The sequence below is a fragment of the Calothrix rhizosoleniae SC01 genome, from assembly GCF_900185595.1.
Taxonomy (GTDB): Bacteria; Cyanobacteriota; Cyanobacteriia; order Cyanobacteriales; family Nostocaceae; genus Calothrix_A; species Calothrix_A rhizosoleniae.
Genome location: NZ_FYBH01000312.1, coordinates 16,210 through 27,913 on the forward strand (window position 1 = coordinate 16,210; position 11,704 = coordinate 27,913).

Here is an 11,704-nt window from a genome sequence, read left to right on the forward strand (position 1 = left end):
TCTGCTGAATAACTGAAAAATATTGATTTATCAATGCTTTGAGGCTATTTTATTGAGGAAGGGCGTGCAAGGAAATTCGGATTTTAGGTTTAAAATCCTTGCATCTGTGATTTTTTCTGGCAAAAAGAATAGAAATAAAGAGGCTGGAACTACTCCCTACTCCCTACTCCCTACCCCCACCAAAAGGCTTTTATGCCTAACGGCACGCTCCGCGAACAGCAAGCCCTACGTAGTGGTATAGCAATAGACACGTCCAAAATCTAAAATCCAAAATCCCATCTCTTTGCGGCGAGGATAATAATTATTACAATAAAGCTAAGATATTTTGACCTGTGGAGTTTGGGATTGTGGGCTTATTTGATGATTTTAGTCGGTTTCTGGAAAACCGTTTAGAGGAATTTCTGCGTAATAATCCGCATTTGGAATTAGAAGCACTGTTGGAACAACTAGCAGAGCAGGAAGAAGATACTTTAAAGCTGATTGCAGACTTAAAAGTACAAGAAGTGCGATCGCAAGATGAAATTCTTTCCACAGCCCAGGAAATCCAAAGATGGCACATCCGGGTGCAAAAAGCACAAGCCTCCAATCGCCCAGATTTAGCTGCTGCAGCACAAGAGAGGGAAGCTGCACTCCTACGTCAAGGAAATACCCTTTGGGGACATATGCAAGGCTTGAAAGAACGTATTGCTCAAGCACAAGAATTATTAAGAAAAATCCAAGTGCGACGACAGGAAGTACAAGCTAAAGCCACAGCAGCCCAAGCAGCACGGGCTCAAGCTCAAGCTCAACAACAACGCATTGAAACTTCTGGTTGGTCAAATGCCACTAGTAGTTACGCTAGTAGCTATGATGATCTAGAAGAGAAGTTTCGCCGTTGGGAAACTGACGCTGAGTTAGAACAGATGAAGCGGGACATGGGAAAATAATGATTAATGATGGGAGAATATTATGCAAGAGTCTTTGATTTATCAAGATATTTTGCACAAAGGCGAGCGGCAGGAAGCTTTAAAATATACCTTACGCCTTTTAAATCGACGCTTCAGTGAAATAGATGCTTCAATAATTGAGCGCGTGCGAGTATTGTCTACGGAACAGTTGGAGGCTTTGGGGGAGGAATTTTTCAGTTTTTCTAATAAATCTGATTTAGAAGCTTGACTTAAGGAAAATACAAGCAGCTAAATAAAAACAGTTATATAAAATCCTGCAAATTAATTATTATTCAAATAAATTTCACCACACCATAAGTGCGGTGTGGTGAAATTTATTTTTATTACACGTCGTAGTCTAATGTCATATCCCGTGTTAAGATTACCTTACCATTGGGGTTAAAAACGTAAAGAGCAATAGCTTTTTCGTTTGCAGGATTGTAGATTACTTGATAGCTATACTGACCATTTTTGAAGCTATAAATATAAGCTTGTTCTTCCCGTGAAGTTTTGGGATTTTTCAAGGTCAATTTAGAACGAGTTTTTGTATTTTCGCCTTCGTAGATATAAGTTCCAGACTGATTAGTATAAAGTCTAACAACCCACTCTTGGTTAGCATCAATAAAGGTTCCTTGAGGACGACCATAGCCCTTAACCATATTCCGACTTAGGATAAGATTACCATTGGGATTGAAAACGTAAAGAAAGATAGATTTAGGTCTGGAAGGATTATAGATTACTTGATAGCGATATTTGCCATTTTTGAAGGTATATTTATAAGCTTGTTCTTCCCGTGAAATTGTAGGATTTTTCAAGGTCAAGGAACTACCATTTTTGGTGTTTACAGCTTCGTAGGAATAAGCCCCAAATTGATCTAGGTACAAGCGAACTTCCCATTCTTGGTTGACATCGGCAAAAGTCCCTGTTGCCCGGACGAAGTCTGTAGGCATAGCAGAAGCATTGTTTGTAGTGAAAGCAACTTCTGTAATTGCGGGTGTTCCCAAACCGAGAATAGATGCTAAGGCAATGGCTTTGATATTCATAATATTTTGACCCTGTGATTTAATGTATCTCTTTCTATAAATGTCTTCCATGCGAAGCATCTGGTTTTCGTATTTTCACTGGCAAAAAAAGACACTATGTTAACTGTCTATAAATAAGTACTAATAAAAACTTATTCTGACGTGACATTGCAGTTAAAAAACAAGGACAAAATAAAATTCGTCACATGGTGGTATATTATTCTGAATTTAGTATGGGCGCTTACTGATACAGTGCGATAAGTCTTCTTGCTTGACGCAGAGCGTATCACACGTCAAGAAGAGACGGGGAGACGCACCAGACACCGATGTGGTGGGGCTTGAACCGCCCACCAATCGGGAGCCATCAAATCGCAGATTTTGATGGGGGGACTCAGACCCTTGGGACTTATCGCCCCGGACACTGGGCTTGGGACACATCCTGCTCCGCGTCCCCGCGTCATCCGGTTGACAATCAAGACAGTCAGCACAATAATCTGTTATTTTCACTACAAAATTAGATGCGTTTACCCTGATTTATCTGCAAGTCCCTTATGGGATAATAAGCTAGAATACTTAGAGTTTCAGAGTATAGAATTAGAGGTAAGGTAAACAGTCGCTACTAAGAATGTTTATCCCTCATAATCAAGATTTAAAATCAGTAAGTTGTGCCAATGATATCAACAACATCAGCATCTACCCTTACCATTAGTAACATTGGTGGCAGAGTTTGTGAATATATTTGGAACTGGCAAGGGAAACAGTTCAAAATCGCTTATGAAACCAGAGGGTCAGGGCAACCAGTATTATTATTACCTGCCTTTAGTAGCGTTTCTACCCGTGGAGAAATGGCAGGAATTGCAGGAATGCTTTCATCTCAATTTCAAGTATTGGCATTTGATTGGTTAGGTTTTGGTGAGTCAGAACGTCCCAATTTAGATTACAATCCTGCTCTTTACCAACAATTACTGGAGGACTTTGTCAAATCTATCTTTAATGTTCCAATTATCATCATTGCAGCAGGTCATGCAACAGGCTATGCTACCAAATTAGCATCAAAAATTCCCAATCTTGTTACTAAAATAATTTTAATCGCTCCTACTTGGCGTGGTCCTTTGCGGGTAATGGGCGTACCATCACAGATAAGAAGCATGGTAAAGCAGATGGTTTACTCTCCAGGTATGGGGCAAATACTCTATCAGTTAAATACTACCTCTGGTTTCTTACGCTTTATGTATAGCCGACATGTCTATGTAAATGAAAGTAAATTAACTCCAGAATTTATTACCCAAAAAAGACAAATTACCCAACAACCAGGAGCAAGATTTGCCCCTGCGGCTTTTGTAACTGGAGGAATAGATCCTGTAGAAGAACGTACAGATTTAACTACTGATTTACAATCTTTATCTATTCCCAAATTAGTAATTATTTCTGAACAAGCCCCCCCTGCATCATTGGCAGAAATGCAAGCAATAGCTGCATTACCAGGGGTAGAGAAAGTTTGTCTTACTGGAACTTTGGGCATACATGAAGAATATTCAGCCAATGTAGGTACAACAATTCTGAGTTTTCTGAGCTCACCCCACGGATAAATCATGGGGGCAACAACTCACTGCCTGAGTTTCGTTTCATTTCATGGGTTTGGGATGTTTCCGCTTGCCCAAAGGTAACCGAAATAGAGCAAAAGATAGAGAATGTTCATCAGGATTAGTATGCTTTTGCCCCATTGCGATCGCGTCCGTCTAAAAATGAAGTAACTCGCTACCAAAACCAAAACCGTTTCAAGCCCTGCCCCCCACACTCCATAATGCTGCGGATCCCAGTAGGAAACGGGGCTTTCAAAGCGAAACTCACTGAAAGGCCAGAAATGACGGTGACCATCATCATGATGAAGTGGTAAGTCTTGGAGACAATGAAGAATGGTGCTAGCACAAAAGGCAGCAATGGCAGAACGTTTGTAATAAAGAGCAAGACTTAAGCCAATGAGGGCCAGGGGAATGGAGTTGAACAGGTCGAAGATGTTTTGCCAGTGAGGTAAAAAGTAGAGAGTGCCCCAGATTTCGCTGTCAGGTCGCCCTTGGATGATGCGAGTCCAAATGTAGAACCAAAACATGGCAGCATCAGGCACAAATGCCCCTAACATGATGGGTGAAGTCCACTTGGGGCGATGGCGGTGTCCGAGGATACCCAAATTAAGGATAATGTGACCTGGTGTTTGCATAAAGGGCGATGTAATGGGATAGTTGAGCACGTGTGAGTATTGTCTACGGAACAGTTGGAGGCTTTGGGGGAGGAATTTTTCAGTTTTTCTAATAAATCTGATTTAGAGGCTTGGCTTAAGGAAAATACAAGCAGCTAAATAAAAACAGTTATATACAAAAAATCATTCTTTTTTAGCGGTCACCATGAAGGAACGTCGCATTCCAGGTATTGAACGGGGTGTGATTTGGACAGAATAACGTCCATAATTTGCTCTCATTTCTCCAGGTTGGATAACTGACGCATTCCACCCATAACAAGCAAATAATTCTTCTGGTTCGTCTGTGCCAAAACGCCAATTTTTACTAATTAATCCATTCTGACGTTGAGAGCCTATCTCCCACGATTTTACACTTATTAAATCTACACCCAAATAACTTCCTTTGACACTGAAATCAGAAATTGTTTGCAGTAATGTATTTACCTCTTTTTCATCCAGATACATCAATAAACCTTCCATTAACCAAACTGTAGGTTCATTAGATTTATATCCCTGATTTTTTAATAAATGCACCCAAGGTTTTTGCAAATCTGTGGCGATGGTCTGACGATGACATTTAGATGGAATATCCTTAAGAATTTCTTCTTTGCGAGACATGATTTCTGGTAAATCAATCTCGTATATACATATTTCAGGTGGTAAGGGCAGGCGATACGCCCTAGTATCATACCCCACCCCTAGAATTACAATTTGACGTACCTCTGGTATTACAGATACCAGAAAATCATCGAAAAATTTAGTTCGCACTGCCACAAATTGGATGCGAAGGGTATTTGATTTCGGGTCTTTACCGTCTTGTTTGTCCCAATTATCCCTCAAAGACTGCATTTCCTTAAACCCAACTAACTGAGCAGCAAAAGGATCTTCAAAAAGTCGGTCAGTCCTTTCCGATTCAATAGCACGTTTAGCTGCCATTACTACTGCGGTACGACAGACATCATTTTTGATTTCTGGTATTTTTTCGGCTTTTGCTGCCAGTTCATTTTCCATAATTTACAATTTACTGCTTAATAACGGGCGCAATTATCATTGTCACAAAAAATCGGGATAAGCAATATTACATCAAAGTGCGATCGCCTCTTACACCTGGATGGTCTAGCCAAGTTAAGCATTTCATCGACACGATTTGTAATACCGAAGGCGTTAGGTGGCAAACCCTTTGAAGGATCAAAAATACCAACAGTAAAGTTCCTGTTTAATAAACTTTGCCTCTATACTAAATACCTTTAACTCTGTTAATTGTGGTATCAAAACCTTTTTAATAGGTTCAAAAAAACACACATCAAAGAATCAAAATAAATATGACCCACAAAATCGATGGAATAATCTTGATTAATTCAATGACTATCTCTTTAGGCATAGGTTGTCTACTCTGTAAGAAGCATTAAATTTAAGCTGGGGCAATGTGCGCAAGATAGCTCAATTGAGAGGTTTTTTAGCACGCTTCGGAGAGGAGATCCAGGTATCAAGACCTTGTGTCCATCTACTCCTCCCTAATAATCTTCCCAAACCTCAGTTTTCAGCTCATGCATACTCTTACAAGCCCCCTTCCTTCATTTGTGGGTTTTCTCCTTTGCTCCCTGCTGCCTTCCCCTCTGCTTCTTCGGTGACTTGGATGGAAGCGGAGTGCCATCCCATGGACAATATTTCCAGGATATATGTGCAGGTTTGCCGTTAGGACATAATCTTGGAACAAACAATGAATTGAGAGGAAATTCTATTACAGAATTGGGTTTGGTGGTATCAATTTTTCCGTCGAAAGAAATAATAAGTTTTCCTGCTTCATATGGTGAAACGATCTTTTTTCCAGACGAATCAACATTCTTAAATGTAAAGAACCACATTCCTTTACCAAGTTGACCTGCAAATTTTGACAAGAATGGTTTCATCTCTGTTAAGAAACGGCTGACATCGGCACTTTTCGTCGCTGATGCTAATTTTACAGATGTACCTTTAGAGTCGGTGTATGTAACTTTTAGCCCTCTTTGAACTTCAGCTTCAGAAGCAAACTTAAAATTACCGTTAGGTACAATCTCTGCTTTGACAACTGCAACTACAAGTACTGGTTGGGGAGGTAATCCCAACTGTTCTAATGGCAAATACCACGCCATATTTATAGAATTACTGTCTTGTTCAAATAGAATTGTTTCTTTGACTAACTCTTCAGTAGGTATTTCTGAAGCTGAACGTCTTTCTATAGCACTTGCTGGGACTGCACCCAGTCCAAATAGGGTGAATGTCGCGATTGCCAGACTCAAACTCTTACTTTTAGACATCTGCTCCCATCACCTACTTGCTTGTTGAAAATACTGGTATTATACAGACTTTCTCTGTATGGGGAGTAAAGCTCCAAAGTGAGATGAACTCTTTGAAAGTGCGATCGCCCTCCTACCTACCCCATCTTCACCTTTGGTACGACAGCGACAACCCAGACCCAAATATTTATTTACACGTGTCCTCGGACAGCGCGTATCTCGCCATATCCCCTCAATGTCCGCCTGATTACTTATGAGATTGCCATCCATGCAAAAATCACCCAAACTCTTTCTCCTCCTGCTTCCTGACCCCTGTCCCCTTGCAGCCCTAATGATAAGTATTTAACCGGACACGATATTACAGGAGTCTTACCCAAAAAAGTTTTTTCCTCATCCACAATCTCAAAATCCAAAATCCAAAATAGTGTTATTCCTCGGCTTTTAACTCTAAGGAATCATCCTCTGTAGAGGAAGTGGTTAAAGGAAGAGAAGCAGAGGTTAGGGATGGTGAATTTAACTGGATTTGTTCAGTAGATGGTTCTAGAGTTGCACCCATACTATGGTGCAAATAGGAGCCAAATATTTTTTCATAATTAGAAGCAATCGCTAAAAAAGCACCACCTAAAATACAAATGGGTAGCGGTAAAGAAAATTGTTTTACCCAATCAAATAGTTGAGCCAGGGCAAAAAGTACTACAAAACAAGCAATCCAAACCCTCATGTTCTTGCTCTCATTAAAATTCACAATTAGCCGATTTTATGCGGTTGGATCATATTGTATAGCAGTCGCCATTATGTTTAGGACGTTTTTCAGTTGTTAGTTGTTAGTTGTTAGTTGTTAGTTGGTGGTTGACAGTTTTTGAGTAGAACAATATTGTCCTAACCGATATGTCCATTGCTATATCAATCTTGCATCAATCTCATTGACACCTCCCACATTCCCCACACTCCCCACACTCCCCACACCTCCCACTCCCTATTAATTGATGCCCTAGGGTGAGATTATGTGATAATATCCCGTTCTATCCATATTTATACCTTCCCAGCCGTGCAATCAACTGATAACATCAACGAAATAGCTGATGCCTTGCAACAGCCAGCAGATTTAAATTTTGAGTTACCCGATCCAGAAGATGAAGATATTCCGGAGCTGGAGTTTCTCCAACAAGTGGATATTGCATGGCAAGTGTGCGATCGCTTTGATTTGCAAACGGAAATCTGGCGAGGTAGAATTTTACGGGCTGTCCGTGATCGAGAAAAGGTGGGAGGTGATGGACGAGGTACAGGTTTCCTTGGTTGGTTGAAGGAACGGGAAATTAGTAAAAGTCAGGCTTATGGTTGGATTCAACTGGCTAATAGTGCCGATACTTTGTTAGAAGAAGGTAAACTCCAACCAAGTGCCATTAAGAATTTCAGTAAGCGGGCTTTTGTGGAAACTGCTAAGGCTGTACCAGAGGTACAGGTAATGGTAAGTGAAGCTGCTGGAAAAGGCGATCGCATCACCAGAAGGGAAGTAAGACAAATCAATGATGAATGGACGGCGATGACTTCGGATTTGTTACCACAGGAAGTGAAAGCTAAAGCTGCCGATAACACCCTTCCTACCCGTTATATTGCCCCATTGGTTAAAGAGCTGGAAAAGCTGCCAGAGTCCCATCAGGAGTCTTTACAGGGGGAATTAGAAATCAATCCTGATGTGGATACCCTCAAACAAGTCACCACAGAAGCTCGTAACTTAGCTAAGTATCTCAAAGCTTCAGCTCAAGTACAAGCTCTAGATAAACAAAGGGTAGATATTGAATCTGCCCTCATAGAAGCACAAAGGGTTGGTTGCTTAAATATAGCTGCGGATTTGGTCAATCAAGCCTCCCAGATGGAACAGATGATTGCTAAGTTATACATGACCTGGAAGCGTATTAGTAATTTAGCAGATAGGTTATATGTTGATACTGGAGCCAGTACACCCAATTTGCGATCGCTCCTCGATTCCGTAGAACCCCTAGGTGGAGAAGTGATGGAATTACAAATAAGTGATGCGAGCGATCGCTCAATCCGTTTACAAATTCAAGAAACTGAATAATTGCTGAACCGGATGACACTGGGCTTGGGACACATCCCGCTCCGCATCCCCGTGTCCCTGCTTCATCCGGTTCATGTATAGGGTTTCTCCCCTGCTCCCTGCCCCCTGCCTTATCCAAACGATAATTTTTTACGCCTACCTAATTATTCTGGGGGTATCTTTGGTTTCCTCACAAATTCCTCAAGTTCTTCTGCTATGGGTAAGGTTAGAGTGGAATAAAGTCATTGTGATTACAAATGATTATTGATTCCCCAATATAAACAAGGGGGTAACCTAATGAATCAAGTCCTAGTTACTGTTATAGATAGAAGCAGAGCAAGGTTCCTGATTTTAGAAGGGGCACAATTTCCTGAACATGAGTCTGGTCCAAATTTGCTCGAACAAAAAAATATATTGAATCCTATTCAGAAACTACAGGGTAAGGAATTGTGGGCAAATGTAAAACCTGGACGCAATCAAGGTTCAGGAGGTAAGGCTCATGCCTATAATGATCGCCGTGAAAATCATGTGGTAGAGTTTGAACGCCGTTTCGCTCAGATGATTACCCGTGAAATTTTAGATTTCACTCAAAGCCTAAATATTCAACAAGTTTTGCTTGTAGCTGAACCAAAGATTTTAGGTATTGTTCGCCAAGAGGTAATTCCTGTACTACCAAAAAATCTACAAATCCAAGATTTACCTAAAGATTTGTGTAACCATAAACCTTTAGAAATTCATGAGCATCTAGCTAGTTATAACCTCTTGCCAGTACGCACAATCATCTCCAACTAATGCTCCTTGAGGACGGAGAGAACGTCAAAGAATATCTCCGAATAAAAGACCCCGATTAATAACCGGGGACAGGAGATTATTCGCAATTTGATCTGTGCAAGAACGCATGAATGTACATAAGATACAAATTCTGTGACCATGAAAGTTGCCAAAATGCCTAAAAAATAATTAGTATGCTATAAATAAATAAAACCCCAGCTTATAGCCAGGGTACTGCTCTACGCCTCAGCAAATAGCTGATTAGCTCCATCTTAGACTGATTAAGTCTGTAAAACTGCCAAAATGCCCCGTTTTTGCCAGGATGAAAGAAGGAAAAAGTGAAAAAGTATCAGAATTATCTGATAACTTGTCTAAAGGCGAACAAACAAAAATTAAAATCCTCCAACAAGCAGCTGAACTGTTTAACCAAAAGGGTTATGCTGGTTCTTCCATGTCTGATATCATGCGAGTAACTGGATTAAAAAAGGGAGGTATTTACAATCACTTTCAAAGCAAAGATGAATTAGCACTACAGGCTTTTGATTATGCGAATGCTTGTATTCAGGAACATTATAGAATTGCTTTGAAGGGTAAACGTCATGCAATTGAACGTCTACATGCCATTGTTAATGCTTTTCGCAGTTATGCAGTCAATCCGCCAATTAAGGGAGGATGCCCCATACTCAATACTGCTATTGAAAGTGATGATGCTCATTCCGCATTGCGCGATCGCACTCAACAAGCAATGGATTCTTGGCGGCGCATGATTTGTCGTATTATTGAAATTGGCATTAAAAAAGGCGAACTGTGTCCAGATATTAATCCTGATGAAATGACAACTATTATGATCGCCACCGTTGAAGGTGCTGTAATGATGAGTAAGCTCTATGGAGATTCAATTCATTTGGAAAGAGTATTGAATCATCTCAGCCAATATCTAGAAAATCATCGGCTGTAAACAATCACAATTTTTTTTGCCTATTTTCAGACCGCTTGATCTTTTTTTGAATTTCAAAATAGAGGATAAAGTATCAATGTTGACCTTTTATTACAATCCCCTTTCCCCTAACGCTCGTCGGGTGTGGTTGACTTTATTGGAAAAAAGGATTGACTTTGAGCCAGTGGTAATGAAGTTGGATGGGGATCAAATGCAGCCGGAATTTTTGCAGGTAAATCCTTTTCATCACATTCCCGCCATTGTTGATGATGGTTTGCGAGTCATAGAGTCTCTGGCAATTATGGACTATTTAGAAGCCAAGTATCCCCAGCCATCACTGTTACCAAAAGAACCAGAAGCATTAGCAAAGGTACGCATGGCGCAGATGTTGACAGCAAATGAGCTATCTCCCCAAATTGTCCCCTTGATTTATACCAGTGAAGAATCCCCGAAAGTTATACAAGCAAAGCAAAATATAGATCAAGTATTAAAATTTTTCTCGGAACTCTTGGGAGATAATGCTTACATAGGTGGCGATCGCTTAACTTTAGGAGATATTGTTGCTGGCAATGGTGTGATATTACTAACCTATTTGGAAATTGATTTAAGTAATTATCCTACAATTAAAAGTTGGTGCGATCGCTTAATGGGGCGGGAGTCGTGGCAAAAAACAGCAATGAGTACAGAAGATTTTCAGCTATTCAGGCGGCGAGTGCGAGTATTAATTAGACAACGAATGCAAAGTATGAAAGAGAAGTAATATGATGTCCGCCTGATTACTTGTGATATTACCATCTATGCAAAAATCACCAAAACTCTTTCTCCCCCCGCTCCCTGCTCCCTACTCCCTTTAGCTTGGGTCTGATTATACCAGCCCAAGCCTTATCTCTAAGTTATCTTACTTAAGATTCGATTGTGCCTTACTCACTAGCTTTCCATTCTTAAATTTGATAGTGATGTGAGAATCATCAAAGTTTTGCCAGAGAAAGGTTGCTGTCGTTTCAGTACGGTTAATTTCAATACCCCGACCCAAAATTGCTTGCACATCCGTCAAGGACATTCCTAGTTTTAACTGTTCGTAATCTACACGGTTAACATGCTGAAGTTCTACCTTAGAGCGTGTTTCTTTCTGCTCAATCACAGAAATACCTTTATTGATGCCAATCTGCAAACCGTGTCCAAATAATACTCCCAATCCAAAAACTACATTGAATAAGCTTTTGAAAGGAGTACGTTTTTCATTACTAGAGGAAGAATGCTGAGTCATTGTTTATGTCTCTCTTTAATTCAGTATCCTCATCGTGACAGCGGGATTTTCCCATGCAAGTAGAGACAGCAAGCTTTATAAGCTTATACACTGTTACAAGTATATATACATAGATGATTGATTGAAATGTGTTAAAAATAACTTTAATTTGATGGACTTTTAATGGAAATATCAATGACTTTGGCTTCAATACTTGATAAATAAGATACA

15 protein-coding genes and 1 pseudogene are annotated in these 11,704 nt (G+C 40.2%); 8 read left to right on the top strand and 8 right to left on the bottom strand.

Annotated elements, in window-relative coordinates; genetic code table 11:
• Positions 1 to 347: 347 nt before the first annotated feature.
• Both CALSC_RS18980 and CALSC_RS18985 read left to right on the top strand, forming a co-directional pair.
• Complete coding sequence (locus tag CALSC_RS18980; RefSeq protein ID WP_088242882.1) at positions 348 to 926, top strand: TIGR04376 family protein; 579 nt, start codon at positions 348 to 350, stop codon at positions 924 to 926.
• 13 nt (positions 927 to 939) lie between these two features.
• A pseudogene (locus CALSC_RS18985) lies at positions 940 to 1,155 on the top strand (DUF4351 domain-containing protein); the annotation flags it as partial.
• A gap of 115 nt (positions 1,156 to 1,270) precedes the next feature.
• Here the strand turns inward: CALSC_RS18985 and CALSC_RS18990 are convergent.
• Positions 1,271 to 1,969 (bottom strand): hypothetical protein, encoded by a 699-nt coding sequence (locus CALSC_RS18990; protein WP_088242853.1) that lies wholly within the window; start codon positions 1,967 to 1,969, stop codon positions 1,271 to 1,273.
• Positions 1,970 to 2,176: 207 nt separating this feature from the next.
• Positions 2,177 to 2,455, bottom strand: a complete 279-nt coding sequence (locus CALSC_RS26020; RefSeq protein ID WP_143288304.1) for a hypothetical protein — start codon at positions 2,453 to 2,455, stop codon at positions 2,177 to 2,179.
• A gap of 164 nt (positions 2,456 to 2,619) precedes the next feature.
• On the opposite strand from CALSC_RS26020, the gene CALSC_RS18995 reads away from it, so the two are divergent.
• Positions 2,620 to 3,537, top strand: a complete 918-nt coding sequence (locus CALSC_RS18995; protein ID WP_088242854.1) for an alpha/beta fold hydrolase — start codon at positions 2,620 to 2,622, stop codon at positions 3,535 to 3,537.
• Between the two features lie 41 nt (positions 3,538 to 3,578).
• Here the strand turns inward: CALSC_RS18995 and CALSC_RS19000 are convergent, their stop codons facing one another.
• The gene (locus CALSC_RS19000) at positions 3,579 to 4,166 is read right to left on the bottom strand and encodes a hypothetical protein (RefSeq protein ID WP_088242855.1); all 588 of its coding nucleotides are present in this window, start codon (positions 4,164 to 4,166) and stop codon (positions 3,579 to 3,581) included.
• 39 nt (positions 4,167 to 4,205) lie between these two features.
• Here CALSC_RS19000 and CALSC_RS27605 point away from each other — a divergent pair, with 39 nt between their 5' ends.
• Entirely contained in the window at positions 4,206 to 4,304 is a 99-nt protein-coding gene (locus tag CALSC_RS27605; RefSeq protein WP_268807225.1) for a DUF4351 domain-containing protein, read from the top strand.
• Between the two features lie 24 nt (positions 4,305 to 4,328).
• On the opposite strand, the gene CALSC_RS19010 is transcribed toward CALSC_RS27605, so the two are convergent.
• From CALSC_RS19010 to CALSC_RS19020, 4 genes are all read right to left on the bottom strand, one after another.
• Complete coding sequence (locus tag CALSC_RS19010; RefSeq protein ID WP_088242856.1) at positions 4,329 to 5,195, bottom strand: SAM-dependent methyltransferase; 867 nt, start codon at positions 5,193 to 5,195, stop codon at positions 4,329 to 4,331.
• 563 nt (positions 5,196 to 5,758) lie between these two features.
• A complete protein-coding gene (locus CALSC_RS19015) occupies positions 5,759 to 6,481 on the bottom strand; it encodes a hypothetical protein (RefSeq protein ID WP_088242857.1) in 723 nt (240 codons plus the stop codon).
• Positions 6,482 to 6,520: 39 nt separating this feature from the next.
• Positions 6,521 to 6,745: a hypothetical protein gene (locus CALSC_RS26025; protein WP_143288305.1), complete on the bottom strand. Its 225-nt coding sequence runs from the start codon at positions 6,743 to 6,745 to the stop codon at positions 6,521 to 6,523.
• A gap of 142 nt (positions 6,746 to 6,887) precedes the next feature.
• The gene (locus CALSC_RS19020; RefSeq protein WP_088242858.1) at positions 6,888 to 7,181 is read right to left on the bottom strand and encodes a hypothetical protein; all 294 of its coding nucleotides are present in this window, start codon (positions 7,179 to 7,181) and stop codon (positions 6,888 to 6,890) included.
• 327 nt (positions 7,182 to 7,508) lie between these two features.
• Between CALSC_RS19020 and CALSC_RS19025 the strand changes: the two genes are divergently transcribed.
• From CALSC_RS19025 to CALSC_RS19040, 4 genes are all read left to right on the top strand, one after another.
• Positions 7,509 to 8,540, top strand: a complete 1,032-nt coding sequence (locus CALSC_RS19025) for a hypothetical protein (RefSeq protein ID WP_088242883.1) — start codon at positions 7,509 to 7,511, stop codon at positions 8,538 to 8,540.
• 276 nt (positions 8,541 to 8,816) lie between these two features.
• Positions 8,817 to 9,311 (top strand): host attachment protein, encoded by a 495-nt coding sequence (locus CALSC_RS19030; protein WP_088242884.1) that lies wholly within the window; start codon positions 8,817 to 8,819, stop codon positions 9,309 to 9,311.
• 346 nt (positions 9,312 to 9,657) lie between these two features.
• Complete coding sequence (locus CALSC_RS19035) at positions 9,658 to 10,248, top strand: TetR/AcrR family transcriptional regulator (protein WP_088242885.1); 591 nt, start codon at positions 9,658 to 9,660, stop codon at positions 10,246 to 10,248.
• A 76-nt stretch (positions 10,249 to 10,324) separates the two neighbouring features.
• On the top strand, positions 10,325 to 10,987 hold the full coding sequence (locus tag CALSC_RS19040) for a glutathione S-transferase family protein (protein ID WP_088242859.1): 663 nt from the start codon (positions 10,325 to 10,327) through the stop codon (positions 10,985 to 10,987).
• Between the two features lie 138 nt (positions 10,988 to 11,125).
• On the opposite strand, the gene CALSC_RS19045 is transcribed toward CALSC_RS19040, so the two are convergent.
• Entirely contained in the window at positions 11,126 to 11,494 is a 369-nt protein-coding gene (locus CALSC_RS19045) for a hypothetical protein (protein WP_088242860.1), read from the bottom strand.
• Between the last annotated feature and the right edge of the window lie 210 nt (positions 11,495 to 11,704).

Bases quoted from the DNA above. Each gene is read 5' to 3' on its own strand.
- CALSC_RS18990 (WP_088242853.1), bottom strand. From the start codon at position 1,969: ATGAATATCAAAGCCATTGCCTTAGCATCTATTCTCGGTTTGGGAACA.
- CALSC_RS18995 (WP_088242854.1), top strand. From the start codon at position 2,620: ATGATATCAACAACATCAGCATCTACCCTTACCATTAGTAACATTGGT.
- CALSC_RS19000 (WP_088242855.1), bottom strand. From the start codon at position 4,166: ATGCAAACACCAGGTCACATTATCCTTAATTTGGGTATCCTCGGACAC.
- CALSC_RS19010 (WP_088242856.1), bottom strand. From the start codon at position 5,195: ATGGAAAATGAACTGGCAGCAAAAGCCGAAAAAATACCAGAAATCAAA.
- CALSC_RS19015 (WP_088242857.1), bottom strand. From the start codon at position 6,481: ATGTCTAAAAGTAAGAGTTTGAGTCTGGCAATCGCGACATTCACCCTA.
- CALSC_RS19020 (WP_088242858.1), bottom strand. From the start codon at position 7,181: ATGAGGGTTTGGATTGCTTGTTTTGTAGTACTTTTTGCCCTGGCTCAA.
- CALSC_RS19030 (WP_088242884.1), top strand. From the start codon at position 8,817: ATGAATCAAGTCCTAGTTACTGTTATAGATAGAAGCAGAGCAAGGTTC.
- CALSC_RS19040 (WP_088242859.1), top strand. From the start codon at position 10,325: ATGTTGACCTTTTATTACAATCCCCTTTCCCCTAACGCTCGTCGGGTG.
- CALSC_RS19045 (WP_088242860.1), bottom strand. From the start codon at position 11,494: ATGACTCAGCATTCTTCCTCTAGTAATGAAAAACGTACTCCTTTCAAA.